Origin of the sequence: methanotrophic endosymbiont of Bathymodiolus puteoserpentis (Logatchev) (assembly GCF_900128525.1) — a bacterium.
Taxonomy (GTDB): domain Bacteria; phylum Pseudomonadota; class Gammaproteobacteria; order Methylococcales; family Methylomonadaceae; genus Methyloprofundus.
Genome location: NZ_FQTQ01000007.1, coordinates 35,010 through 61,642, shown reverse-complemented (window position 1 = coordinate 61,642; position 26,633 = coordinate 35,010). Strand labels below are relative to the sequence as shown.

The 26,633-nt window shown below is 41.2% G+C and carries 27 protein-coding genes and 1 tRNA gene; 7 read left to right on the top strand and 21 right to left on the bottom strand.

All coding sequences use genetic code 11. From position 1 onward, the window contains the following. Nucleotides 1–81: 81 nt before the first annotated feature. The gene (locus tag BQ7314_RS00460) at nucleotides 82–777 is read right to left on the bottom strand and encodes a hypothetical protein (RefSeq protein ID WP_174481739.1); all 696 of its coding nucleotides are present in this window, start codon (nucleotides 775–777) and stop codon (nucleotides 82–84) included. Between the two features lie 306 nt (nucleotides 778–1,083). Beyond that, nucleotides 1,084–2,472, bottom strand: coding sequence for an ATP-dependent RNA helicase DbpA (dbpA, locus tag BQ7314_RS00455; RefSeq protein ID WP_174481738.1), 1,389 nt, complete (start codon nucleotides 2,470–2,472; stop codon nucleotides 1,084–1,086). Nucleotides 2,473–2,746: 274 nt separating this feature from the next. On the opposite strand from dbpA, the gene BQ7314_RS00450 reads away from it, so the two are divergent. Further along, nucleotides 2,747–3,370, top strand: coding sequence for a peptidoglycan-binding domain-containing protein (locus tag BQ7314_RS00450; RefSeq protein ID WP_174481737.1), 624 nt, complete (start codon nucleotides 2,747–2,749; stop codon nucleotides 3,368–3,370). Nucleotides 3,371–3,408: 38 nt separating this feature from the next. Then, nucleotides 3,409–4,374 (top strand): NAD(P)H-quinone oxidoreductase, encoded by a 966-nt coding sequence (locus BQ7314_RS00445; RefSeq protein WP_174481736.1) that lies wholly within the window; start codon nucleotides 3,409–3,411, stop codon nucleotides 4,372–4,374. A 350-nt stretch (nucleotides 4,375–4,724) separates the two neighbouring features. Here BQ7314_RS00445 and BQ7314_RS00440 read toward each other — a convergent pair whose 3' ends face one another. The 6 genes from BQ7314_RS00440 to BQ7314_RS00415 form a co-directional block, all read right to left on the bottom strand. After that, nucleotides 4,725–5,441, bottom strand: a complete 717-nt coding sequence (locus tag BQ7314_RS00440) for an SIMPL domain-containing protein (RefSeq protein WP_174481735.1) — start codon at nucleotides 5,439–5,441, stop codon at nucleotides 4,725–4,727. Between the two features lie 28 nt (nucleotides 5,442–5,469). Further along, nucleotides 5,470–5,955 (bottom strand): tRNA adenosine(34) deaminase TadA, encoded by a 486-nt coding sequence (gene tadA / locus BQ7314_RS00435; RefSeq protein ID WP_174481734.1) that lies wholly within the window; start codon nucleotides 5,953–5,955, stop codon nucleotides 5,470–5,472. Beyond that, nucleotides 5,946–7,535 carry a glutamine-hydrolyzing GMP synthase gene (guaA, locus tag BQ7314_RS00430; RefSeq protein ID WP_174481733.1) on the bottom strand — a complete coding sequence of 530 codons (1,590 nt, stop codon included), beginning with the start codon at nucleotides 7,533–7,535 and terminating at the stop codon, nucleotides 5,946–5,948. The genes tadA and guaA overlap by 10 nt, the downstream gene beginning before the upstream one ends. 232 nt (nucleotides 7,536–7,767) lie before the next feature. Continuing rightward, nucleotides 7,768–9,231: an IMP dehydrogenase gene (gene guaB / locus BQ7314_RS00425; RefSeq protein WP_174481732.1), complete on the bottom strand. Its 1,464-nt coding sequence runs from the start codon at nucleotides 9,229–9,231 to the stop codon at nucleotides 7,768–7,770. Between the two features lie 103 nt (nucleotides 9,232–9,334). Continuing rightward, entirely contained in the window at nucleotides 9,335–9,505 is a 171-nt protein-coding gene (locus BQ7314_RS00420) for a rubredoxin (protein ID WP_174481731.1), read from the bottom strand. A 13-nt stretch (nucleotides 9,506–9,518) separates the two neighbouring features. Beyond that, nucleotides 9,519–10,325: a sulfite exporter TauE/SafE family protein gene (locus BQ7314_RS00415; protein WP_174481730.1), complete on the bottom strand. Its 807-nt coding sequence runs from the start codon at nucleotides 10,323–10,325 to the stop codon at nucleotides 9,519–9,521. Between the two features lie 129 nt (nucleotides 10,326–10,454). Between BQ7314_RS00415 and BQ7314_RS00410 the strand changes: the two genes are divergently transcribed. Continuing rightward, the gene (locus tag BQ7314_RS00410) at nucleotides 10,455–11,687 is read left to right on the top strand and encodes a multifunctional CCA addition/repair protein (RefSeq protein ID WP_174481744.1); all 1,233 of its coding nucleotides are present in this window, start codon (nucleotides 10,455–10,457) and stop codon (nucleotides 11,685–11,687) included. A 16-nt stretch (nucleotides 11,688–11,703) separates the two neighbouring features. After that, the gene (locus tag BQ7314_RS00405) at nucleotides 11,704–12,186 is read left to right on the top strand and encodes a YajQ family cyclic di-GMP-binding protein (RefSeq protein ID WP_174481729.1); all 483 of its coding nucleotides are present in this window, start codon (nucleotides 11,704–11,706) and stop codon (nucleotides 12,184–12,186) included. A 215-nt stretch (nucleotides 12,187–12,401) separates the two neighbouring features. Here the strand turns inward: BQ7314_RS00405 and BQ7314_RS00400 are convergent, their stop codons facing one another. From BQ7314_RS00400 to rpsU, 10 genes are all read right to left on the bottom strand, one after another. Further along, on the bottom strand, nucleotides 12,402–13,277 hold the full coding sequence (locus tag BQ7314_RS00400) for a CPBP family glutamic-type intramembrane protease (RefSeq protein WP_174481728.1): 876 nt from the start codon (nucleotides 13,275–13,277) through the stop codon (nucleotides 12,402–12,404). Then, nucleotides 13,270–14,010, bottom strand: coding sequence for a 16S rRNA (uracil(1498)-N(3))-methyltransferase (locus tag BQ7314_RS00395; protein WP_174481727.1), 741 nt, complete (start codon nucleotides 14,008–14,010; stop codon nucleotides 13,270–13,272). Before BQ7314_RS00395 ends, BQ7314_RS00400 begins: the two co-directional genes overlap by 8 nt. A 77-nt stretch (nucleotides 14,011–14,087) precedes the next feature. Next, nucleotides 14,088–14,933 carry a methylenetetrahydrofolate reductase [NAD(P)H] gene (gene metF / locus BQ7314_RS00390; protein WP_174481726.1) on the bottom strand — a complete coding sequence of 282 codons (846 nt, stop codon included), beginning with the start codon at nucleotides 14,931–14,933 and terminating at the stop codon, nucleotides 14,088–14,090. 105 nt (nucleotides 14,934–15,038) lie between these two features. After that, nucleotides 15,039–16,331 (bottom strand): adenosylhomocysteinase, encoded by a 1,293-nt coding sequence (gene ahcY, locus BQ7314_RS00385; RefSeq protein ID WP_174481725.1) that lies wholly within the window; start codon nucleotides 16,329–16,331, stop codon nucleotides 15,039–15,041. A gap of 25 nt (nucleotides 16,332–16,356) precedes the next feature. Then, nucleotides 16,357–17,517 (bottom strand): methionine adenosyltransferase, encoded by a 1,161-nt coding sequence (gene metK / locus BQ7314_RS00380; RefSeq protein ID WP_174481724.1) that lies wholly within the window; start codon nucleotides 17,515–17,517, stop codon nucleotides 16,357–16,359. Nucleotides 17,518–17,620: 103 nt separating this feature from the next. Then, a tRNA-Ile gene (locus BQ7314_RS00375) sits at nucleotides 17,621–17,697 on the bottom strand. Between the two features lie 32 nt (nucleotides 17,698–17,729). Further along, complete coding sequence (rpoD, locus tag BQ7314_RS00370) at nucleotides 17,730–19,541, bottom strand: RNA polymerase sigma factor RpoD (protein WP_174481723.1); 1,812 nt, start codon at nucleotides 19,539–19,541, stop codon at nucleotides 17,730–17,732. A gap of 51 nt (nucleotides 19,542–19,592) precedes the next feature. Then, on the bottom strand, nucleotides 19,593–21,314 hold the full coding sequence (gene dnaG, locus BQ7314_RS00365; protein WP_174481722.1) for a DNA primase: 1,722 nt from the start codon (nucleotides 21,312–21,314) through the stop codon (nucleotides 19,593–19,595). A gap of 13 nt (nucleotides 21,315–21,327) precedes the next feature. Continuing rightward, nucleotides 21,328–21,777 (bottom strand): GatB/YqeY domain-containing protein, encoded by a 450-nt coding sequence (locus tag BQ7314_RS00360; RefSeq protein WP_174481721.1) that lies wholly within the window; start codon nucleotides 21,775–21,777, stop codon nucleotides 21,328–21,330. A gap of 3 nt (nucleotides 21,778–21,780) precedes the next feature. After that, nucleotides 21,781–22,014 (bottom strand): 30S ribosomal protein S21, encoded by a 234-nt coding sequence (gene rpsU, locus BQ7314_RS00355; protein ID WP_174481720.1) that lies wholly within the window; start codon nucleotides 22,012–22,014, stop codon nucleotides 21,781–21,783. 132 nt (nucleotides 22,015–22,146) lie between these two features. Between rpsU and tsaD the strand changes: the two genes are divergently transcribed. Further along, on the top strand, nucleotides 22,147–23,160 hold the full coding sequence (gene tsaD, locus BQ7314_RS00350; protein WP_174481743.1) for a tRNA (adenosine(37)-N6)-threonylcarbamoyltransferase complex transferase subunit TsaD: 1,014 nt from the start codon (nucleotides 22,147–22,149) through the stop codon (nucleotides 23,158–23,160). A 3-nt stretch (nucleotides 23,161–23,163) separates the two neighbouring features. Here tsaD and plsY read toward each other — a convergent pair whose 3' ends face one another. Continuing rightward, the gene (gene plsY / locus BQ7314_RS00345) at nucleotides 23,164–23,736 is read right to left on the bottom strand and encodes a glycerol-3-phosphate 1-O-acyltransferase PlsY (protein WP_174481719.1); all 573 of its coding nucleotides are present in this window, start codon (nucleotides 23,734–23,736) and stop codon (nucleotides 23,164–23,166) included. 104 nt (nucleotides 23,737–23,840) lie between these two features. On the opposite strand from plsY, the gene folB reads away from it, so the two are divergent. Together folB and folK are read left to right on the top strand one after the other, a co-directional pair. Next, the gene (gene folB / locus BQ7314_RS00340; RefSeq protein ID WP_174481718.1) at nucleotides 23,841–24,194 is read left to right on the top strand and encodes a dihydroneopterin aldolase; all 354 of its coding nucleotides are present in this window, start codon (nucleotides 23,841–23,843) and stop codon (nucleotides 24,192–24,194) included. Between the two features lie 2 nt (nucleotides 24,195–24,196). Then, nucleotides 24,197–24,709 (top strand): 2-amino-4-hydroxy-6-hydroxymethyldihydropteridine diphosphokinase, encoded by a 513-nt coding sequence (gene folK / locus BQ7314_RS00335; protein WP_174481717.1) that lies wholly within the window; start codon nucleotides 24,197–24,199, stop codon nucleotides 24,707–24,709. Here folK and BQ7314_RS00330 read toward each other — a convergent pair. Together BQ7314_RS00330 and dinB are read right to left on the bottom strand one after the other, a co-directional pair. Then, nucleotides 24,702–25,436 carry a pteridine reductase gene (locus BQ7314_RS00330; RefSeq protein WP_174481716.1) on the bottom strand — a complete coding sequence of 245 codons (735 nt, stop codon included), beginning with the start codon at nucleotides 25,434–25,436 and terminating at the stop codon, nucleotides 24,702–24,704. The genes folK and BQ7314_RS00330 overlap by 8 nt on opposite strands. Before the next feature lie 117 nt (nucleotides 25,437–25,553). Then, nucleotides 25,554–26,630, bottom strand: a complete 1,077-nt coding sequence (gene dinB, locus BQ7314_RS00325) for a DNA polymerase IV (RefSeq protein WP_174481715.1) — start codon at nucleotides 26,628–26,630, stop codon at nucleotides 25,554–25,556. Nucleotides 26,631–26,633 lie beyond the last annotated feature (3 nt).

Here is a 26,633-nt window from a genome sequence, read left to right as displayed (position 1 = left end):
AGCTCATTTGTAGCCTCTGTAAATTGTTTGGTAGCTGTTTACTTTACACCTATGTCTTGTCTCAATTCAACCAGTGTATTGCTATCCGTTACTTTCAGAGGTTATGCACTTATTATACGAATTCAGGTTATTGTCATTACTATCAGTGGCACTTTTATCATTAGCAACATCATTTACCGCAACATCCGTATTATTTACATCGGTATTGCTGTTATTATCATTACTGTCAGTCGTACTTTTATCATTAGCAACATCATCCACAGCAACATCCGTATTATTTACATCGGTATTGCTATTATTGTCATTGCTGTCGTTAGCACTTTTATCATTTAACACATCTGACACAGCAACATCTGTATTACCTACATCGGTAGTACTGTTATCATCATTGCTATCGTTTGCACTTTTATCATTAGCAACATCATCCACAGCAACATCCGTATTACCTACATCGGTATTGCTATTATTGTCATTGCTGTCGTTAGCACTTTTATCGTTTAACACATCTGACACAGCAACATCCGTATTACCTACATCGGTATTGCTATTATTGTCATTGCTATCACTCGTACTACTATTATTATTTGAGTCTGCAATATTACCTATATTGTCATTAGCACTATTATCAGTTAATGCTTCAGAACTATCATTAGCTGAACTAGAGTTATCGCCACTTGTATCTGCAGAAGTCGTAGGATCTGCAGCATAGGCAGACACAGATGACAAACCCAAAGCAAGAGCCACACTTACTGCCATTATCGTTTTATTGAATTTCATTTTTCCATCTCCTCCAAGAACAAAATTTATGTCAGATAATTTTCATTGATCATCTGCCATTACCGATAACTGCAAATAGTTACCTTGGGTTTTATTCTTCTCCGATTTCACTTAAATTTCCATATAAGGAAACTTAAAAATCACTTAAAAATTTAAGTTTTCACCGGTTTAAATTTCAGGTAACTACTTTGAGCATTAGGTTGCATGCTATTAAAAGTAAGAGAACTACTATGACAAATAACAAAAAAGCAGAGCCCGCATGCTTATGCGGAACCCTGCTTTTCTTTTATGAAGGTTGTATAAAAACTAAGCCCGAATCAACCTGACTCGAAATGAACGGCCTTTTAGTTTACCTTGGCCTAGTTTTTTCAGAGCAACTTGTGTCACTTCTTGCTGGACAGCGACATAAGCCCAATTATCAAACACATTAATTTTACCGACTTGCTTACCTGCAACGCCACTATCCCCAGTCAATGCACCTAAAATATCACCAGGACGCATTTTTTGTTTTTTGCCGCCTTCAATTTGTAAGGTTGCCATTTGAGGCGCAAATATCGGTTTATCTAAAAAATTAATAGCAGGCAAAGACTCCCCTTCTATTGCCATATCCAAATAATTACCCAAAGCAATAACTTTATGACTTTCTTTATCGCTAATTAATGAACAAGCAATCCCTTTACTGCCTGCTCTTCCTGTGCGACCAATACGATGTAGATGTATTTCAGGATCCCGCGCTATATGATAATTAATCACTGCATCCAAAGCATCAATATCTAAACCACGCGCCGCCACATCTGTAGCAACTAAAATAGAAACACTTTTATTAGCGAACCTTACTAAAGTTTGATCACGATCTTTTTGATCCAAATCACCGTGTAGAGCCATCACACTAAAACCAAAATGATGTAGCTCATCAGCCACTTCCTGAGCATCTTTTTTAGTATTACAAAAAATAACAGTTGATTCTGGCCTATGTTGCAAAAGTAATAAACGCACAGCTGTCAAGCGCTGATCATTATCATCAACCTTATAAAAATGCTGCTGAATACTCAGGTCATCATGTTTAAATTCAACTTTCACTATAATTGGCTTAAGCATAATACGCTGTGCAATAGTCTTTATTTCCTCTGAAAAAGTCGCACTAAATAAGAGTGTTTGGCGTTGCTCAGGCATTAAACCGACAATATCCTCCACTGCCTCTTGAAAACCCATTTCTAGCATACGATCCGCCTCATCCAATACAAAGGTATTTAAATCATCAAGGCGCAGAGTCCCTTTGCGTAAATGTTCATCAACACGCCCCGGCGTGCCCACTACAATATGCGCACCATGCTCTAGTGAACCCACTTGCGGGCCAAACGGCACTCCGCCGCATAAAGTTAATACTTTAATATTATGAATACCACGCGCCAAGCGACGAATCTCTGTTGCGACCTGGTCAGCCAACTCTCGCGTCGGGCAAAGCACTAGCGTCTGTATGCGAAAGCGTTTTACATTAAGGTTCTCCAGCAAGCCTAACCCAAATGCAGCTGTTTTTCCTGAGCCCGTTTTTCCTTGGGCAATAACATCCTTCCCTGACAAAATATACGGTAAACTTTGCGCCTGGATGGGTGTCATCGTTTCATAACCCAAAGTTGACAAATTGGATAGTAAACCAGGTTTTAATTTAAGTGTTGAAAAAGAGATTTGGCTCAAAGGAATTTCCTGTCTTTAATGGCAAGTAATGAACTCTATCTATGAGTCATTAAACTTAATAGCTTGCTATTAAGCCATAAACTGAAAAAATTTTCTGCTATTTATTGCACGCCTGCAACCAGGAATCCAGAAGCACACTAAAACTCATTGTGTATGACTACCTAAGGTCAAAAGTATATACTCAACCCTAAAACCCCTTATTTATAATCCTCTTTTAAATATATTAACACTCTCTTTGCTCAACCCTCCAATAAAGCCCAAAGGAAGCAAGACGATGAAATTAAAAAAACAAATAAGCGCTATCACCTCAGTACTACTTACCTGTGGATGTGCCACAACCACAGACAGCAAGCTCATAGAAATACAGAATCAACTTGATCAAACGCGAATTCAAAAAAGTACACTAGAAACGGAAATCACAAAATCTAACAAAAAGATACAACAACTCACTAAACAGAATCATCAATTACAGTTAGCTATAGCTTCCCCTGCTAGCAGCCGTCAACTAGAATTAACTAACGCTGAATACGCCAGCACGACCAATGATTCATTATTACCAGAAACATTACCCCTCGCCTCCTCCAAAGTAACTACCAAAGAGTGCTACGCCAGAATTCTAATGCCAACAGTGCCGTCTAGCACCGAACAGAAAGAAGCTACCCAAGATACAGTTAGTTTCTTATATTGGCATGCTATTTTATGTAGCATTAATACCACCCCAATTATCGTGCGCAAGCTACAACAAGCATTATTAACTGCGGGGTACAACCCTGGCATTATTGACGGAATCATAGGTTCAAGCACTGTTCGTGCCATAACAAGCTACCAAAAAGAGAACAACTTAGCGGTAGGTCAAATCACTATTGACACGCTTAAATCGCTCGGTGTAGATTATTAAAAATATCAGCCGCTCTTAACCACGATAACCCTTCATTCATGCTTGCTATCTCCCATTCATCAACTGCGCTAAACCTCACTGATCACGTCACACCCACCCTCAAACCTGACGAAGTATTAATCAAAGTCCATGCCGCAGGCATAAATCGCCCCGATATTATGCAACGCCAAGGACTTTACCCGCCGCCCAAAGGCGCTTCGGATATATTAGGTTTAGAAGTTGCTGGCACTATTGCCGATTTGGGCAACAACCAATCACATTTAAAAATCGGTGATAAAGTCTGCGCTTTAGTCACAGGTGGGGGCTATGCCGAATACTGCACTGCAGCCATACCATTATGCTTATCTATCCCCAGTGGGTTAAACTTCACTCAAGCCGCTGCGCTGCCTGAAACCTATTTCACCGTTTGGAGCAACCTATTTGATCGCGCTCAACTAAAAGCCAATGAAACGCTATTAATTCATGGTGGTAGTAGCGGCATAGGAACAACCGCCATACAGCTTGCAAAAGTTTTTGGTGCTAAAGTTATCGTTACTGCCGGTAGCGAAAAAAAGTGCAACTTCTGCACAGGGCTAGGTGCTGATCTAGCGATCAATTACCATGAGCAAGACTTCGCCCAAACAATTAAAAGCTATACTAATAACCAAGGTGTAGATGTTATTTTAGATATGATTGGCGGAGATTATTTTCCACGTAATATAAAGTGTCTTAATTTTGATGGCCGCTTAGTGCATATTGCTTTACAGCATGGTATTAAAGCAGAAATTAATCTATTACCCATTATGCTTAAACGACTCAGCATAACAGGATCTACTTTACGCGCCCGTAACACCCACTTCAAAGCTAAAATCGCCCGGCAACTACAAGAAAATGTCTGGCCTTTATTGGCTTCTGGGCAAATAAAACCTATTATTCATCAAACCTTTCCATTAGCTGAAGCCGAAAAAGCGCACGTACTAATGGAATCCAGTGAGCATATCGGAAAAATCATTTTAACGGTCTAAATAGCGTGCTTACAAGTAATCTGAAAGGACTACCACCTATCAACCGAGGCATGTTATAGACAATGCCACCTGTATTTATTGTGGTGATGAATAACCATTGACACAGCAACAAAAGAATACATTATAGGTTGCAGGTTCATTCCAAAAGGAACCCTGCACCGGCAATGGAATATATCTTTCTGAGCACGCCCTGCGGTCAGCCTCTTTTGCTTTTAGGTTGAAAACATTTGCAAGTGTATCCCATTCTTCATCTTGCAAATCGCTTGAGTATTCTATTTGCTACCAAAAAACCTTGATTTTACAGGGGATATATTAATCAATCAGCTTCTTCTGCATCTCCTACAGAAGATTCAATCCGATAAATAATACTCAACCGTCGAAACCACCCTCACCTTTTTAATATGCGGACTGTTTTGATCACGAGCACTGATACTAAATTGCCCTTGCGATGCTTTTCTAATTTTACCGAGTTGACTTTGAGAATCTGCCGCAAACTTTTGCGCAACTTCTCTGGCTTGTTTAGTTGCCTCTTCAATCATATCGGGCTTAACATCATTAAGTCGAGTAAAAATATATTTCGTTTGAGACTGGTAATTATTACCGGTAAAAGCAATACCACTTTTACCCAGCTCAGACAAAGAACTCATTATTGCACGCACGCCTTTTATATTTTCTGAATAGACGGTTATTGTTTGCATGGCAGTATAACGGAATTCCGCTTTAGCATTACCATATTGCTGCGCTGATTTATCAGTAATGACAGGTGAAGAAAAGGAGATTTCCTTTTCACTGATGCCCTTTTTCTGTAAAAAGTGTTTTATTTTTAAACTGCTGGCATCAACTGAACTGTACAGCTTAATTAATTCATTACTCGCTTCTGTAAATTGGATCGGCCAAATAATAATATCTGCTGGGTACTCACGCTCAGATAGACCTTTTGCGGTCACAGTACGTTCATATTCTTTCACCTTAATAGCAGCATTAGCTAATAAGTAGCCTAATGCAAATAAACCTAAAAATATAAAAAAACCGAGTATAAAGACATTAACTTTGCTATTTTCTTGCATTTCAGCACCTCTGAATATTGCTCACACTTTAATTAGACACACTTAACTTAGCTTTTCTCCGCTTAGCCCGAAAGAAATCGCGCAATAAATCAGCGCAGGTTTCTGCCAGCACCTCGCCTTGCCAATCAACCTGATGATTTAAAAAATCAGCATTTGCTAATTCTAAAGCACTACAAATCGCACCACGTTTTTCATCTAATGCGCCAAATACCACTCGCTTAACTCGAGCATGAGCGATTGCCCCCATACACATCACACAAGGCTCTAGTGTCACATATAAAGTGCTATTCATTAAACGATAATTTGCTAAAGTCTTGCCCGCTAATCGTAATGCGACCATTTCTGCGTGTGCTGATGGATCATGTGTAGTAATCGGGACATTCCAACCTTCGGCAATGCATTGCCCTTCCATTACCACAACCGCACCGACAGGTACTTCACCTTGCTCTTCAGCACGCTGCGCCAGCCTAATGGCATGACGCATCCACGCTTCATCTTCTGCTGTTATTCCCATTCAATCGTTGCCGGTGGCTTGCCTGAAATATCGTAAGTCACGCGTGAAATACCTTCGACTTCATTGATAATACGGTTGGAAATTAAGCCTAAAAAGTCATAAGGTAAATGCGCCCAGCGTGCGGTCATAAAATCAACCGTTTCTACGGCACGAATGGCTATCACATAATCATAACGTCGCCCATCCCCCATAACACCTACTGATTTAATTGGTAAAAATACAGCAAAGGCTTGGCTAACGGTATGATACAAATTATTTTTGTATAATTCTTCAATAAAAATAGCATCCGCTTTACGCAGTAAATCTGCGTATTCTTTTTTTACTTCACCCAAAATACGTACGCCTAAGCCTGGCCCTGGAAAAGGGTGGCGATGAATCATATTGGCAGGCAGACCTAATTCCAAACCAAGTTGACGCACTTCATCTTTAAATAATTCACGTAATGGCTCGAGTAATTTTAGCTGCATATTTTCAGGTAAGCCCCCAACATTGTGGTGCGATTTAATCAAGTGAGCTTTTCCATTTGCTGCACCAGCCGATTCAATCACATCGGGGTAAATCGTACCTTGTGCGAGCCATTTTGCATCGGTTAATTTAGCGGCTTCTTCATCAAAAATTTCAATAAATAAGTTACCGATAATTTTGCGCTTTTGCTCAGGATCACTGTTACCTGCTAAAGCGTCTAAATAACGCTGCTCTGCATTAATACGCAGCACATTAACGCCCATGTTTTCAGCAAACATAGCCATCACTTGATCGCCTTCATTTAAACGCAACAAGCCTGTATCGACAAATACACAGGTTAATTGTTTACCAATAGCTTTATGCAATAAAGCTGCAACTACTGAAGAATCAACTCCGCCTGACAAGCCTAAAACAACCTGATCTGTACCGACTTTCTCTTTAATAATTTGAATATTTTCATCAATAATATGCGCTGAATCCCATAAAGCATCGCAAGCGCAAATATCCAAGACAAAACGCCTTAATATGCGGCCACCTTGTTTAGTATGGGTTACTTCAGGATGAAATTGTATACCATAAAAATCTTTTTCTTCATTCGCAATCCCAGCAATGGGGGCACCATCAGAACTTGCAATCAGCTTAAAACCTTCTGGTAATTCGACGACACGATCACCATGACTCATCCACACATCTAATAAACCAAAACCTTCTACCGTAACAGCATCTTCTATGTCTTTTAATAATTTAGAATGGCCGCGCGCGCGGACTTGCGCATAGCCAAATTCACGATGATCTGAGGACTCTACTTTGCCATGAAGTTGCTCGGTCATAGTTTGCATACCATAACAAATACCTAGAACAGGTACGCCAGCATCAAATACAGCCTGCGGAGCTCTTGGTGTATTACCTAAAGTCACTGACTCAGGGCCACCGGATAAAATGATCCCTTTTGCGCCAAAATTACGCACCTCATCATCGGAACAATCACAGGCGTAAATTTCACAATAAACGCCAATTTCACGAATACGACGTGCAATAAGCTGTGTGTACTGCGAGCCAAAATCTAAAATCAGGATTTTGTGGGCATGGATATCTGTAGTTGAATGTTGGTTCACGGTAAATCTCTTTAATTATTTAATACGACTAGGTTTTATACTTCGCACGGTTACGGCTACGGATTTCCAGCGGTTGGTTTGTACCGATAGCTGCATTGCCGAAACAATTGCAGAGCTTGCTATCGACAAAAATAAACTCGCTAAACACAACGCATCCGCAATTGCGCAAAGTATATAAACAAAATAAGGCTCACTAGGAGCCTTATTTTATAACAATAATGCCAGCCTAAAACTAAGCCCGATAATTCGGTGCTTCTTTAGTTATGGTGACATCATGTACGTGGCTTTCACGCATTCCAGCGCTAGTCACACGGACAAACCCTGCTTTGTCATGCATGATTTCAATGGTTGCACAGCCGGTATAGCCCATGCTGGCACGAATACCACCAATAGATTGATGAATAATCGCTAACAAAGTACCTTTATAAGGAACACGACCTTCAATACCTTCTGGAACTAATTTATCTGAAGAATCAGCATCTTCTTGAAAATAGCGATCACTTGACCCTTGTTGCTGTGCCATCGCACCAATTGAGCCCATGCCACGATAGGATTTATAAGAGCGACCTTGATATAATTCAATTTCACCGGGGGCCTCTTCTGTACCAGCAAAAAGACCACCGAGCATCACCGAGTGCGCGCCAGCAGCTAAAGCTTTCGCCATATCGCCTGAATAACGAATACCACCATCAGCAATCAAAGGAACACCCGTCCCCTTTAGCGCTTGTGCAACATTATCAACCGCTGAAATTTGTGGCACACCGACACCGGCAACAATTCGCGTAGTACAAATAGAACCTGGGCCAATTCCAACTTTGACACCATCAGCACCAGCTTCTACTAAAGCAAGAGCAGCAGCAGCCGTGGCAATATTGCCACCAATAATCTGCAAGTCTGGATAATTTTGTTTCGCCCAGCGCACACGATCTAATACACCTTGCGAATGTCCGTGTGCGGTATCAACCACAACCACGTCAACACCTGCAGCAACTAATGCCGCAATACGCTCTTCTGTGCCTTCACCCGTTCCTACTGCTGCACCTACACGCAACCGCTCTAACTCGTCCTTGCATGCACTCGGGTAATCTTTAGCTTTTTGTATATCTTTTACCGTCACCATACCACGCAAATGAAAATCATCATTCACAATTAATACTTTTTCAATGCGGTGTTCATGCAGCAAAGTTAGTGCTTCTTGCTTAGTAAAATCTTCTTTTACGGTGATCAAACGGTCTTTAGGTGTCATGACCTTAGCAATAGACTCATCAAGTCGTGTTTCAAAGCGCAAATCACGACTGGTCACAATCCCAACGAGTTCATTGCCATCAACAACAGGCACGCCGGAAATGTTTTTTTGCTTAGTCAGCGCCATAACGTCACGTACAGTGGCTGTCGAAGCGACTGTAATAGGCTCTCTAATAACACCACTCTCATATTTTTTAACGCGACGTACTTCATGCGCTTGTTGAGCTACCGTCATATTCTTATGAATAATACCAATACCGCCCTCTTGAGCTATTGCGATAGCCAATCTTGATTCGGTAACAGTATCCATGGCCGCTGAAACTAGCGGCATGTTCAATGAAATATTACGTGTCAACTTCGTCACCATTGACACTTCACGCGGCATCACAGTTGAGTGAGCCGGCACTAACAGCACATCATCAAAAGTTAAGGCTTCCTGGATAATTTGCATGATATTTTCCGTTCAAGAAATAAAAATTAACCGATGATTATACTATAAATAACCAACCCATTAATAGCTGTTTATTGGCATTACCAATACCAACGTACTTAAATTAAACCATCAACTCAAAGAAACTTTTCGGTGCTCCGCAAACTGGACACGCCCAATCATCTGGAATATCAGCCCATAATGTACCAGGGGCAAGACCACTATCTGGGTCACCTATAGCCTCATCATAAACATGTTCACATTCTAAACAGCGATATTTTTTAAACTCTGCCATGACACTCTCCCAATCAATAAATAAAAGGCCATAATAATTTGCCGGCCACGATAAATAACAAGATAGAAAAATACTGTTTTAGCTTTTTTGTTGGCAAGCGATTAGCCCATTTAGCGCCAATAGGAGCAACCAATATACTACTCAGCACCACCCCTAAAAATGCTGGCAAATAAATATAGCCAAAACTCCCCTCAGGCAAGCCGACCTTTTGCCAACCCAACAGTGCATAACTGATACTACCCGCAAGCGCAATCGGCAAACCACAAGCACTGGAAACAGCTACAGTATTACGCATCGGAATCTGATACTTAGCTAACAGAGGAACAGTTAGTGTTCCTCCCCCTATACCTAAGACAGCAGAAACAAAACCTATCACCAAACCTGCGATAGTTAAAGTTAGACTAGTCAACTTTGTTGTTTGCACAGCGGCTTTGGGCCTTAATTGCATTACCATCTGTACTGCTACATATAACATGTACAAGGCAAAGATAAAACGTAAGTTTGCCGACAAAAGGTAATCCGCTGCATAAGCGCCCGCAACAACACCCAATACAATACCGGCAGAAAGCCGCCATACATAAGGCCAAATAACAGCCCCCAAACGCTGGTGCGCGAGAACTGTCGCTATAGAGGTAACAATAATTGTTGCCAATGAGGTTGCAACTGCCATCAACATAACCAACTCACTAGCAATGCCTTGCTGCGCAAATAAAAGTGCAAAAAAAGGCACCAAAACCAAACCACCACCCACACCAAAAAGCCCAGCTAAGACCCCCGAAAAACAACCAAAAGCCAAACAAACTAGGACAACCTCTAACATGAAAAATATTCCATCACTCTATTCCAGCCCCTAATCAACATCAAATATCAATACGACAGCTCATTGCCAACTTAGCACTGAATCCTTTATCATGCATCTTAATATTAAAAAGATAATAAATTTAACATGATGAAAGCCTATTTAGTTGGCGGCGCTGTACGTGACACACTTCTCAATCTACCCGTGCGCGAGCGCGACTGGGTTGTGCTCGGAGAAACACCAGAAGCTATGCTGCAAAAAGGCTTTACCAAAGTAGGCAAAGACTTCCCCGTTTTTCTACACCCCGAAACAAAAGATGAATATGCACTCGCACGGACCGAAAGGAAAACAACTCATGGCTATAAAGGCTTTGCTGTTTGCGCAACACCTGACGTTAGCTTAGCAGAGGATTTACTACGCCGCGACTTAACGATTAATGCTATGGCCATGCTAGATAATGGCGAGATCATCGACCCTTATGGTGGCCAAGAAGACCTTAAAAACAGAGTGTTTCGCCATATATCTCCCGCTTTTTGTGAAGATCCTGTACGCGTCTTACGCATCGCGCGTTTTTGTGCACGCTACCAACACCTTGGTTTTCATATTGCACCAGAAACACAAAAATTAATGCAGAACATGGTTAAACAAGGTGAAATTGATCATCTTGTTCCTGATCGTGTTTGGGCAGAAACCACCAAAGCCCTAAGCGAGCAGTCGCCTTCTGCTTATTTTCAAGCCTTACGTGACTGCAGTGCCTTAGCGCGTATTTTCCCAGAAATTGATGCCTTATTTGGCGTACCGCAAACAGCCATCTATCACCCTGAAATTGATACCGGCATACATACGCTGATGGTTTTAGACCAAGCCGCTTTATTAAGCAATAAAACCACAATACGCTTTGCAGCCCTAACCCACGACCTAGGAAAAGCACTGACTCCTGTAACAAATTGGCCTAGCCACCATGGTCATGAAACATTAGGATTAAGTGCCCTCACTGCACTCTGCACTCGACTGCGCGTACCCAATAATTACCAGAAACTGGCACAACAAGTCATGCAATATCATACTCACAGTCATCGCGCTTTTGAGTTAAAAGCATCGACACTCTGCGCAACACTGGTTAGCCTCAATGCATTTAAAGCTGACAATCATTTAAATGACTTTTTACTCGCTTGCGAAGCTGATGCTAAAGGTCGCTTAGGATTTGAGAATTCAGCTTATCCTCAAGCTCACTATATTTTAGCCGCACAAAAAGCAGGAGCTGATATAGATAGCTCAACGGTTTTAAGCGGGAATTTGCAAGGCAAAGAAATTGGCATAGCAATTAATAGACTACGCACAGCTGAAATCAGTAAAATAAAAGCCCAATTTACTAAAAATTAAGACCATAGGATTTAATATGCCCTCTTTTGATATTGTTTCAGAGCTTGATATGCACGAAGCTCAAAATGCCCTTGACCAAGCTAATAAAGAAGTAGGAGCTCGCTTTGACTTTAAAGGCTCTAATGCAGAGTTTGAATTAAAAGATGACACTATCTTGATGAAAGCTGCTTCAACATTCCAACTACAACAGATGCTACCCATTTTATTTTCTAAAATGACTAAGCGCGGCATTGATATTAGCTGCTTAGAAATGGGAGACATAAAAGAAGGCGTAAAAACAGCACAACAACCCATTTCGCTGAAAGAAGGTATCGACAAGCCTTTAGCAAAAAAGATCGTTAAAGCCATTAAAGATAGCAAGATCAAAGTGCAGACCGCCATTGAAGGCGAAAAAATCAGAGTAACCGGCAAAAAAAGAGATGACCTGCAAGCCGCTATGCAATTATTACGTAAACAAGATTTAGAGCAGCCATTACAGTTTAATAATTTTAGAGACTAGAGCATTCCACACCTCTATTTATACTTCGCACGCTCACGACTACTAACTTCTAACGGTTGATTTTAGCCAATAGCTAAGTTTCTGAAACCGTTACAGAGCTTGCTACGCGCCGCCTGACTCAGCATCTTTCTCTAGACCAAAATAAACGCGCTATAACAGCACACCTGTAACTGCACGAAGTATAAGCCAAGTAGAGGTGTACATTATTTATTAACCTACACTTTCACTTTCTCATAAATAAAATAAGCAGCAATCACCAAAGACAACCATATTGCCACCATAGGGCCAATCACACCATCATAGGGACTGACTAAATAAATCAAATCCGAACTTGGATTTACATTCACCAGTTGATGTGCCATTTTAATTTGCCACACCCATGCCGCATGACAACCTATACACCAAGCCAGACTCAATTGCAGACGTGCGCGCATAATCGCCAAAAACACACCCACCATCAATAAAGCCCATAAAGCACCTAAATGCTCGGGCTTTAATAAGTTTTGAAAAGCCTCTATTGCAAGATAAAAACCATCTATCAACTGCGCATCCTCAATAGGAATGGATGTACGCGCTTTAATAAAATGCAATATGGCATAATAAAACGAACTAATAAATATCGTTGCAGCGACGCCAATACGCTTTACGTATGCTGAAATTAGAATCCCTCGAAACATCGGCTCCTCTAAAAGAGAAATTAACAAAGCCAACAAAAAAGTCACCAATAATTTAACCAAAACTTTTTCTAGGGTCCAGGCTTTAGTTTCATTAATAATCGTAATATCTAAGGCATAACTTAATAATAAAACAGGCAGCAAAGTACACAGTCCTAGAATCATGCCTCCTGACATTTGCTTAAGAAACCGTTTAAATGGCACAAAACCCAACTGCTTTGCGCTAATATTCAAATAACGCATCGTTGGATAAATACTCAATATCAATAATGCTTGAGTCACTCGACTAATCACTCGATGCAACTCTGCTACACCATTAATAAGCATAAAAATACCATAACCAATGACACAGGCAATACCAGTATAAAGCAGCAGCATAACCAAAGGCACTAAGCTAACAGCAACTTTTTTAAGCATCAGTGCAACCTAAATCACCCCATAAAACTTGAACAGCAGTTAAAGCAGCCAAAGCGGCTGTTTCTGTGCGTAGCACTCGCGGCCCTAATTGCACTGGAATAAATCCAGCTTGCTTAGCTGTTTCTCGTTCCTGTTCAGAAAAACCACCTTCAGGCCCTGCTAATAAAGTCACTTTATTACCTTCTGGCTGTAAATCTTGCAAAGTTTGCGTCGCAAAAGGATCTAAAAAAACTTTAAGTCCAGATTGCTGTTTTACCCAAGCAGCTAAAAGTGCAACAGATTCAATCCTCGGCATAACCGTCCGTCCACTTTGCTCAGCTGCATGCTGCGCAATTTTCTGCCAGTGGCGAATCTTATTACTCTCTTTATCGCCTTTTAGCTGCACCACACAACGCTCACTAATTAAAGGGGTAATTTTCATAACACCCAGCTCTACTGACTTCTGCACGGAAAAATCCATACGTTCACCGCGTGATACACCTAAGCCTAACAACACCTGCAATGGCGATTCAATGTCACGGTCCACAAAACTTAGTATTTTCACTAAAACCTGCTTACGTGACACGACCATGATTTCAGCTTGATATTCACCACCTAGGCCATTAAATAATATAATTGAATAGGACTTTTTTAGCCGTAAAACAGTACGCACATAATGCGCACAACCTTCATCTAAACTAATTGTTTCCTGCACAACCAAAGGCATGTCTACATATAATCTTGATACTCTCATTTACTCTCCCGCCCCAACAAAAAAGGCAGGCAAAACATAAGCTGCCTTGCCTGCCTTTATAGCCTGTTCAAACGCGTTTAGAATTTTAAATTATTCCAGACCGCTAAAGTAGGTTTTGCTTGATTCATAGTATAAAAATGCAAGCCCGGCGCACCATTATCTAGTAATTCTTGACATAATTTGGAGACCACATCTTCACCAAAGGCAACAATCGACTCTCTATCATCACCAAATCCTTCCAATGTTTTACGCATCCAACGCGGAATATCCGCACCACACATATCAGAAAATCGAAACAATTGTGAATAATTAGTAATCGGCATAATGCCCGGCACAATAGGAATATCAATGCCACTTTTCTCACATTTATCTAGAAAGTAAAAATAAGCTTCAGCATTATAGAAATACTGAGTAATCACCGCATTCGCCCCCGCATCAACTTTACGCTTAAAATTATCAAAGTCTGTTTGCGCGCAGCTTGCTTGTGGATGTATCTCAGGGTAGCCTGCTACATGAATTTGAAAATGATCACCCGTTTCTTTACGAATAAATTCAACTAGCTCATTAGCATAACGAAACTCACCAGCAGACATCATTCCTGAGGGCAAATCACCGCGCAAAGCAACGATTTTAGATACCCCATGCTGACGGTAGTTTTGTAGAATTTCTAGAATATTTTCTTTAGTTGAAGCGACACAAGATAAATGCGGCGCAGCAGAAACGCCATTTTTCTGTATTTTAACCACAGTATCATAAGTTTTATCGCGCGTAGAGCCCCCTGCACCAAACGTAACCGAGAAAAAGTCAGGGTTTAACTGGGCCAATTCTTGATGGACTTTCTCTAAATTTACCGCTCCTTCTTCCGTTTTTGGCGGATAAAATTCAAAACTAAATAAGTCTGCTTTATTTTTTTTGGTCATCATCTTTTAAGCATCAGAGAAATAATAAAAAGTAAAAAGGGCTTATAGACACGCCGTAAATATGCGCAACTAAAGCCCTTTTTACAACAAACCCGCTAATAAAGTCGCTTAGTAACGGTAATGATCTGCTTTATATGGACCTTCAACCGGTACGCTAATATATTTAGCTTGCTCAGGTGTTAACTGTGTTAATTGCACTCCTAATTGCGCCAAATGCGAACGCGCTACTTTTTCATCTAATTTCTTAGGCAGAATATATACTTTATTTTCATAATCAGCAGCATTTTCCCATAATTCCATTTGCGCTAGCACTTGGTTACAGAATGAATTCGACATAACAAAGCTAGGGTGGCCTGTTCCACAGCCTAAGTTTACTAAACGACCTTCCGCCAAAATAATCAGCTTTTTGCCATCAGGGAAAGTAACATGATCCACTTGCGGCTTAATATTATCCCAAGTGTACTGACGTAAGGCCGCAATTTCAATTTCTGAATCAAAGTGACCAATATTACATACGATAGCGTTATTTTTCATCGCTAACATATGCTTATGATTGATAATATGGTAGTTACCCGTTGCTGTGACAAAGATATTCGCTAAAGGCGCTGCTTCTTCCATTGTGACCACGCGGTAGCCTTCCATTGATGCTTGTAGCGCACAAATCGGATCAATTTCTGTTATCCAAACCGTAGCACCTAAGCCACGTAGCGATTGCGCACAACCTTTACCTACATCACCATAACCACACACAACCGCGATTTTACCCGCAACCATAACATCTGTTGCACGCTTAATACCGTCAACCAAAGACTCACGACAGCCATATAGATTATCGAATTTTGACTTAGTGACAGAGTCATTCACATTGAATGCCGGTACTTTTAAAGTCCCTTCTGTAACCATCTCGTATAAACGCAAGACACCCGTTGTCGTTTCTTCAGAAAGGCCTTTTACATCCGCCATTAATTCTGGGAATTTTTCATGCATCATCACGGTTAAATCACCGCCATCATCCAAAATCATATTGGGTCGCCAGCCATTAGGACCGATAATAGTTTGCTCAATACACCATTCTGCTTCTTCTTCAGTTTCGCCTTTCCAAGCAAACACAGGAATACCTGCTGCTGCCATTGCTGCCGCAGCTTGATCTTGGGTAGAGAAAATATTACACGAAGACCAACGCACTTCAGCACCTAGCGCCGTTAACGTTTCAATTAAAACGGCTGTCTGAATAGTCATATGCAAACAGCCTGCAATACGTGCTCCTTTTAATGGTTGTGCTGCACCGAACTCTTCACGCAATGCCATTAATCCTGGCATTTCTGTTTCAGCAATTAAAGTTTCTTTACGGCCCCATTCGGCCAAAGACATATCTGCAACTTTATAATCTTGTTCACTCATTTTATTATTCCGTATATTTAATTTTTTAAAGGCCAGCTGCGCTTTTTAAGGCATCAATTTTATCAGTTTTTTCCCAACTAAATGTATCTTCTGTACGACCAAAATGACCATAGGCAGCAGTAGGCTGGTATATAGGTTTTAATAAATCGAGCATAGCAATTAAACCTTTAGGCCTTAAATCAAATACATCCCTAATGATTTGTACCAAACGCTCTTCGCTCATCTTTCCTGTACCAAAGGTTTCTATGCTAATAGAAGTAGGCTCAGCAACACCAATCGCATAAGACACCTGAATTTCACAGCGCTCTGCTAATTTTGCCGCAACAATATTTTTTGCCACATAACGACACATATAAGCCGCTGAACGATCTACTTTTGAGGGGTCTTTTCCTGAAAAAGCGCCACCACCATGTCTAGCCATACCACCATAAGTATCAACGATAATTTTACGGCCTGTTAAACCACAGTCACCCACTGGGCCACCAATAATAAATTGGCCCGTTGGATTAATAAAATATTGGGTATTGGCATGCAGCCATTCTTGAGGTAAAGTCGGTAAGATAATTTCATCCATCACCGCTTCTTCTAAAAGCTTCCCCCCCATGTCAGGCGAATGCTGCGTAGACAAAACAACAGCATCAATCGCAACGGGTTTATTATTTTCATAGCGAAAAGTAATCTGACTTTTTGCATCAGGACGCAACCAAGGTAAAGTACCATTTTTACGCACTTCTGCTTGACGCTTCATTAATAAATGCGAATAAGTAATCGGGGCAGGCATTAACACATCCGTTTCATTGCTCGCATAACCAAACATTAAACCCTGATCACCCGCCCCTTGCTCATGATCTTCGCTATCATCAACTCCCTGAGCAATATCTGCCGATTGCTTACCAATCGCATTTAATACGGCACAACTTGCCGCATCAAAACCTATATCCGAGCTGTTATAACCTATATCATGAACAACTTTTCTAACAACCTCCTCAGTATCAACCCAGGCATCTGTAGTAATTTCTCCGGCAATAATCACCATCCCAGTCTTTACCAAAGTTTCACAAGCAACCCTTGATTTAGGGTCTTGTGCAAGTAGTGCATCTAAAATAGCATCAGAAATCTGATCGGCAACCTTATCAGGATGCCCTTCTGAAACAGACTCAGAAGTAAAAATATAGTTATTGCTCATAAATATGGTCCTTTTTTATACAAGGGATAGATATAAAGACTGAAAACAGCTAACGCATGTTTTTCAGATAAAAAAAAAGGTTGCATCTGCAACCTTTAATATATGGTGGGCCCTCCCAGACTCGAACTGGGGACCTGCCGATTATGAGTCGGATGCTCTAACCAACTGAGCTAAGGGCCCTAAATTATTTAAATAGATTTTTCACTTCTTGCTTATTCTGCATCCAAAAAGCACTTCAACTGATCCGAGCGAGAAGGGTGTCGCAATTTACGTAAGGCCTTTGCTTCAATTTGGCGAATACGTTCGCGTGTTACATCAAACTGCTTTCCAACCTCTTCCAAGGTATGATCAGTATTCATATTAATACCAAAACGCATACGCAAAACTTTCGACTCTCTTGCCGTCAATCCCGCCAATACACTTTGTGTCGACTCTTTTAGACCGGCAATTGTAGCAGAGTCCACAGGAGAAAGCATCTTTGAATCCTCAATAAAATCACCTAAATGCGAATCTTCATCATCGCCTATCGGTGTTTCCATTGAAATAGGCTCTTTAGCAATTTTCAGAACCTTGCGCACTTTATCTTCCGGCATTTCCATATGCACTGCTAATTCTTCAGGCGTTGCTTCACGGCCTTTTTCTTGCATAATTTGACGTGAAATACGATTCAGTTTATTAATCGTCTCAATCATATGCACAGGAATACGAATGGTTCTTGCTTGATCAGCAATAGACCGTGTAATCGCTTGACGTATCCACCATGTTGCGTAGGTCGAAAACTTATAGCCTCGGCGATACTCAAATTTATCAACCGCCTTCATTAAGCCGATATTACCTTCCTGAATTAAATCCAAGAATTGTAAACCACGATTAGTGTATTTTTTTGCAATCGAAATAACCAGACGCAAATTAGCCTCGATCATATCTTTTTTCGCACGTCGTGACTTTGCCTCACCAATCGACACACGGCGGCTAATATCCTTTATTTCCACAATAGATAAACCATGTGCCTCCTCCATCGCTTTAAACTGCGCCTGAGCTCGTTTAAGCTCTTTTGCATTAGCTTCTAAAACGGCAGCAACTGCCTCATCCTTATCTGCATACTCAGACAGCCATGTTAAATCAGTTTCATTAGAAATAAATTTATCAATAAATTCTTTACGATTTATTTTTGCCTGTTTAACACAAATAGATAAAACTACCCTCTCTTGCTCTCGGATATTTTGCGTAACCACATCAAGTAACGCGACTTTCTTTTTAAAATATTGTGGTGTCCACTTTACCTCAAGAAACCGTTCAGACAACGCTTCCATTGCTTGCTCTGTCTTTTCATGCTTATATCCATTTTTCTTCACTGAGGCTTTAACTCGCTTATACGCGGCTCTAATTTCCTCAATTTTCGCTTGCGCCTCTTCATAAGTAATACCAGTAGGCTCAACTACCTCATCATCATCGTCGTCATCATCAGTTCCTGCCACAACGGCAACTTTCGAATCATCGTAGTCAGGCTCATTAAGATCAATAAAATCACTAAGAATATCAGTCAAACGCAAGCCATTCTCTTTACCTACCGTTTCAAAGTCAGCAAACAAAGATTCTAAAACTATGCCAGATCGAGCAATAGCACGCACAATTTGACGCTGCCCCTCTTCAATTCGGCGCGCAATTTTTAATTCTTCAGGTCGCGCCAATAGCCCAACCGAGCCCATTTCACGCATATACATTCTGACTGGGTCAGTGGTACGGCCAAATTCACTATCGACTGATGCCAGCGCTGCAACTTCTTCCGCATCATCATCATCAGCAGTCACTTCATCATTAGAAAGGTCCTCAGTATCTTCAGGCGCACTTTCATGAACCTTGATACCAAGGTCATTAATCATACCGATAATATCTTCAATTTGCTCAGGATCGACAATATCACTTGGTAAGTGATCATTAACCTCCGCATAAGTTAAATAACCTTGCGACTTACCTTTTGCAATTAATTGTTTAAGCTGAGACTGCTGCTGTTCTTGATTCATTATTTACCTTAAAGACGCTATATCAAAAGCTTCTGATATAGAAAAATTTCTCTACTTACGGTTCGCCAGCATACTTAACAATTCCTTTCGCTCATGCTCACTCAAACCACTCGCCCTTTCCTTTGCAATTAACTGATCAAGACGACTCTCCTGACCCTGACTAATTAACCTGTCAATTGCTCCTGAAAACTCCTCTTTTAACTCATCTCCTGAGATAAAAAAGTCATGATTCATCATTACACCTATATAACTCTCTTCCTCTTTTCCTCTAAAATACTCTAACAAACTAGGTAAATTAATATTAGGGCTCTCCACAATAATTTCAACTATTGTTTTTAATAAACTTATCCCTGGGAAGTTCAAACTTTGCCAATTTATATTTTTTTCTTCGAGTACATCAATTAAGCTAGGGTTCTGCAGCAGCAAAGATATCGCTATCCTTACTGGCGACAGCTTTACGTCTGCCTGCTTTTGCTTATGCCTTGAAACCTTAAGCGTAGTCGGATTTCCAAAAAAGTCCAACTGGTCTACCTTAGATATCTCTTTTAATTTTTCTAGCATTAGATCTTGAAAAACACCACTTGGTATCTTTTCTAAGTATCCTTTTGCCTTACTCGCTAAACTTGCACGACCTTCCAGGTCATTAAGGTTTAAACCTTGCTTTAGTCGATCAAAAAAGAACGCCGATAAGCTGGCTGCTGATGCTATACGCTGCTCAAAAGCAACAAGCCCCTCCTGTCTCACCAAAATATCTGGATCATCTCCTGCAGGCAACTGCATAATCTTTACTTGCCGCCCATCTTTGAGACTTGGCAAAGCAGCCTCAACAGCCCGCCAAGAAGCTGCCCTTCCCGCCTTATCGCCATCAAAACACAAGACAATCTCTGAACTAAAACGAAACAGTAATTCCAAATGCTCTTTAGAGGTCGCCGTACCTAAGGTCGCTACTGCATAACCCAACCCAAACTGGGACAATGCAATAACATCCATATAACCCTCAACGACAAGAATTCGCTCAGGCTTGGCATTCCTGGCCAACAACTCATATAGCCCATAAACCTCTCGGCCCTTATGAAATACAGCTGTCTCAGGAGAATTCAAATATTTGGGCAAGGAGTCATCTAAAACACGCCCACCAAACCCTAACACCCTACCACGACGATCCCGAATAGGGAAAATCACTCGATCACGAAAACGATCATAAACTGCGCCACTATCCTTAGCAACCACTAAGCCAGCTTCCATCAACTGCTGCGACTTAAAACGCTTACTCAAAGCATCCCAGCCTGCTGGCGCATAACCTAATTGAAACTCTTGCGCCACCTCACCACTTAAGCCACGCGACTTAAAATAATCGACAGCGGCCTTAGCACTGACATTATCGCGCAACTGGTCTATATAGAAACCAGTAACCTGCTCAAGCAGCTGCAAAATCTCTGCAGTATTATTCTTTTTTACCGGATCAGCGTTAGCTTCTCGTGGTACTTCCACACCAACAAAGTCAGCTAAATCCTCTACCGCCTCAACGAAATTGAGGTGACCATAATCCATTAAAAAACTAATAGCATTGCCACCCGCACCACAACCGAAGCAATGATACAGCTGTTTATTGCGAGTTACGCTAAAGCTAGGCGTCTTTTCCGTATGAAAAGGGCAGCGTGCTACATAGCTACTCCCCGCTTTCTTTAATGGAACATAACTATCAACAAGATCAACTAGATCAACCCTGACCAATAAATCATCAATAAATGACCTCGGGATCTTGCCTGCCATAATCAGTTAAAAATCAAACGCCTAGTGCTGTCTTTATTTTTTTACCGACAACTGACATATCTGCTCGACCCAGCATAGCAGGCTTTAACAAAGCCATTACTTTACCCATATCCTTAATAGAGCTTGCTGAACAATCCGCAATAGCGCTTTCAACCATTGCCACAATCTCTTCTTCAGTCAATGCTTGAGGCAAAAAATCTTGAATCACAACTATCTCAGCCTCTTCAACTTCAGCCAAATCTTCACGGCCTGCATCGCGGTATTGCCTTATCGACTCTCTGCGTTGCTTCAGCATCTTATCTAATGTCGCAATAACTTGCTCGTCGTCTAAAACAATACGCTGATCAACCTCTATCTGCTTAATCGCAGCCATAATTAACCGAATAGTCCCCAAACGAGATTTTTCTTTGTCTCTCATTGCCTGCTTCATTTCGTCTTTAAGACGACTTTGCATAGTAGTCATAACTTACAGCTGGGGGCGGCCACGACGTAAATTTTTCAAAGCATAACGCTCACGAGATAATTTCTTAAGGTGACGCTTTACTGCTGCAGCTGCTTTGCGCTTACGTTCGGCCGTTGGTTTTTCATAAAATTCACGACGACGTACTTCAGACAAAATACCCGCCTTCTCACAAGAGCGCTTAAAGCGGCGTAGAGCGATATCAAATGGTTCGTTTTCTTTAATTTTAATTGCAGGCATAAATTTTTCCAGTTTGCTAAAATTCAGTTATTGAATGATAAGAAGTTCAAAGTTTATGGGGCTAGCTAAAATTAATATATGTCAGCCAGCGAAACCCTCGATTATAGCAGCAATATTTTTAAAATCAAACCCATGTATATTTTAGGTATAGAGACATCATGCGATGAAACTGGCGTTGCCATTTATCATAGCGAAAAAGGGCTAATTCACCATTGCTTATACAGCCAAATAGCCATGCATAATCTATATGGCGGGATCGTTCCAGAACTAGCCTCGCGCGACCATATTCGCAAACTTACTCCTCTGATCCACGAATGTTTAAAAAGCAGCCAGCTAACTAAAGCAGACATAGGCGGCATTGCCTATACCGCCGGCCCTGGCCTAATCGGCGCACTATTAGTCGGCGCAGCAACAGCAAAAAGCTTAGCTTGGACCTGGGGTATACCTGCTATTGCCGTACATCATATGGAAGGCCATTTATTAGCGCCTATGTTAGAAGATAATCCACCAGCATTCCCCTTTGTCGCACTACTTATTTCAGGCGGGCACACTTTATTGGTCAAAGTTACCAATATTGGCCAATATGAATTACTGGGTGAATCACTCGATGATGCTGCGGGCGAAGCCTTTGACAAAGCAGCTAAAATGCTTGGATTATCCTATCCTGGCGGCCCTTTATTAGCAAAAATGGCAGAACAAGGCAATCCTGAACGCTTTAAATTTCCACGCCCAATGACTGACCGCCCTGGCTTGGATTTTAGCTTTAGCGGGCTAAAAACCTTTACCATGAACACCCTGATCAGCACCAAGCAAACAGACCAAGATAAAGCCGATGTTGCTCTCGCCTTTCAAAAGGCCACCGCTGAAACCCTAGCGATAAAGTGCAAACGAGCACTTAAGCAGACCGGACTAAAACGCCTAGTTGTTGCTGGCGGCGTCAGCGCCAATACATACATCCGCCAAACATTAACCGATATGACCCAAAAAGAAAGGGCGGAAATCTTTTTTCCCAGGCCTGAATTCTGCACCGATAACGGCGCAATGATTGCCTACGCAGGCAGCCAACACTTAAAAGCACAACAATCCGAATCCCTAGCAATTCAAGCAAAACCTCGTTGGCCTATTAACGAGCTCTACAAAGCATAAGCACTATTTTTCCTCTCCCGCCAAAAGTCGCTGAATATTGCCTTTATGGCGCCAAATCAAAATAACTGAAATAAGTGCAGCCACATAAACAAGTGGCTGCATACCCATAATAAAATAAACATAAACAGGCGCCAATACCGAAGCAACAAGAGCAGATAAAGAAGAAATTTTGAACAACCTATAAACTATATACCAAGTTACCGCGACCGCCCCACCAAGCATCCAGTGAGCCCCAAAAAATACGCCAAATGAAGTCGCAACCCCCTTGCCTCCTTTGAAACCAAAAAAAACCGGATATAAATGCCCGACAAAAGCAGCAAAAACCACAGCAGATAAAATTAGCGGCCCCACATTAAGCGCTTGCGCAATTAAAACAGGTATCAAACCTTTTAACATATCACCAAAAAGTGTAATGCCAGCAGCTTTCTTGCCACCAATACGCATCACATTTGTAGCACCCGGGTTTCCAGAGCCCTGAGCTCTTGGATCAGGCAAGCCCATCACCCGACAAACAATAATCGCACTAGAAATAGAACCTAATAAATATGCAACCGGGACTAACAACCATTCAATCATTTTTTTATCCTATTTTTTAAAAATATAAGCCTATTACTTGTATGACAGAGATATTTCCCTGATACTTACCTAAATCTATAATTATTATAATAACTGGAGTGTTAATGGACATTATTTTTTTAGGCGGCTTACAAATCGAGACAATTATTGGAATTTATGACTGGGAGCGAAAAACCAAACAAACAGTTATCTTAGATATCGAAATGGCGCATGACATAAAAAAAGCTGCCGCAACAGACGACATAGAAGATACCCTCGATTATAAAGCCGTATCACAGCGAGTCATTAGCTTTGTCGAACAAAGTGATTTTTTTCTAGTGGAGAAACTTGCCGAAGAAATCAACCACCTAATCCGCGAAGAATTTAATGTACCCTGGGTCAAACTAATACTCAACAAAAAAGGCGCTATTAGCGGCGCAAGCGATGTTGGCATTATCATTGAGCGCGGCATAAAATAAACATGCCTCTTTGTTTTATTAGCATAGGCAGCAATATCGACCGAGAGCACAATATCATCTCAGCTCTCGGTGCATTGCGCCAGCAATTCGGCCAACTCCAGCACTCCAGCATATACGAATCTACTGCCGTTGGCTTTACTGGTGATGCTTTTTATAATCTAGTCAGCACTTTTAATTGCGACCAAGAAGCAAAGCACATCGCCATAAAGCTCAAACAGATAGAAGCGGATCACGGGCGCATACGCAGTAAAGAAAAGTTCTCATCACGCACGTTAGACTTAGATTTACTTTTATATGACCAACAAATCATTAATACTGAAAACCTAAAAATTCCGCATCATGATATTGTAAAATATGCTTTTGTGCTTGAACCTTTAGCCGAAATTGCACCAGATCATCAACACCCGATAAAAAAACTAAGTTATGCGCAACTGTGGCAAGATTTTGATAAAAGCAAATATCAACAACGGCGAATTAAACACCTACCAACAAACAAGCCCCCCCACCCTAAGTAAACAAGGTACGCCCTCCATCGACGGTTATCACCTGCCCCGTCACATAAGCTGCGTCAGCAATTAAAAAAGCAATTGCCCGAGCAATATCTTCAGGAGTTCCCACCCGCTGCAATGCAACTTTAGCCGCTATTTCTTGCTTCTGCTGCTCGTTCATTTCACCCTGATCAGGCCATAAAATCGCACCTGGTGCCACCGCATTAATTCTTATTTCTGGCGCCAACTCTTTGGCAAGAATCTTAGTTAAAGCCACCAAGCCCGCTTTAGCTATACTATAAACAGAAAAGCCCGGCAAACCTCGCTCAGCATGAATATCGACAATATTAACTACACAGCCATTTTTTTTCTTCAATACCGGAGCCAATGCCTGCACCAAGAAAAAAGGAGCCTTTAAATTACTACCCAGCAACTCATCCCACTGCCCCTCACTGACTGAACCAAACTCTGTTGCATAGAAAGCGGAGGCATTATTAATAAGCACATCAACACCACCCCAAGCATGACTAGCCACATCAACCAAATCTTTCAAAGCCTCAGAATCAGCTAAATCTGCTTGCACCAAACGCACGGAGTCGTCCCTCTCATGATTCAATTCATCAGCTAAACCCTTAGCTTCTATTGCGGACGAGCGGTAATGCAGCAAAATATTATGCCCTTGCGCATGCAAATAACGCACACACTGCGCTCCAACTCGCTTTGCCCCACCTGTTATCAAAATGTTTTTACTCACTGACTCTATCTCTACTCAAATCCAATCAAGGAATGCACATTAAAGACTTTAGGGCATAAAGGGCCGATAGCGCTTTCGGCTATTATTGCATTTGATTCTCTAAGCGATCAGCATAGCTTAATCAAATAAATCCACCTGCTGATAATATAAACTCTGCTGTTCTAATGACGACAAAGTAACCCCTAATAAACGCACTTTCGTTTGCCCTACACTCTCACCTTCCAATAATTGCTGAAAAACAGGCAACATTAACATCCGTTTTTTAATCGGCCCACTAAAGGTTAAGCTGCGCGTAATTTGCTGAAAATTATGATATTTAACCTTTACCGTCAGGGTATGAGCATACAAAGTCTTAGCAAAAACTTTATCTAAGGCCTTATCAAGCAAGTTCATTAATTGCTGATATATTTCAGACCTCTCCTCAAGGTCATGTGCATAAGTAATTTCGACGCCTATTGATTTACTTTCTTGACGCGCTCTCACAGGCCGATCATCAACACCTTGAGCTATCTGATAAAAAAATATTGCCGACTTTCCAAAATGCAACTTCAATTCAGGCAAAGAAAAACGCAACAAATCAGCGCCCTTAGCTATACCTAAAGCATGCATTTTCTTCTCAGTAGCTTTACCTACTCCATGAAACCGGCCAATAGGTAATTGAGCAATAAAACCAATACCTTGCTTTGGCGTTATTAAATATTGTCCATTAGGCTTGTTTATACCAGAAGCTAATTTTGCTAGGAATTTATTGTACGATATGCCAGCAGAAGCGACTAAACCAGTTTCATCTAAAATCTGCTGCCTAATTTTTTCAGCTAACCGCGAGGCAGAGCCTTGGCACAAAAGACTATGAGTGACATCTAAATAAGCCTCATCCAAAGACTGAGGCTCAATTTGTGAAGTATATTGATAAAAGATGCCTTGTATCTGCTGCGAAGCCTCTTTGTATTGCGTGAACCGTGGCTTAACAAAAATTGCATGAGGACAAAGACGAAAAGCTCTGGAAGAAGACATAGCTGAATGAATACCATACTTTCTGGCTTCATAACTACAGGTTGCAACAACACCTCGACTATCTGGCAGACCACCGACAATGATCGGTTTATTTTGATAGCTTGGATTATCTCTTTGCTCTACCGCTGCAAAAAAAGCATCCATATCAATGTGAATGATTTTACGCAACGGTATTGCCATAGT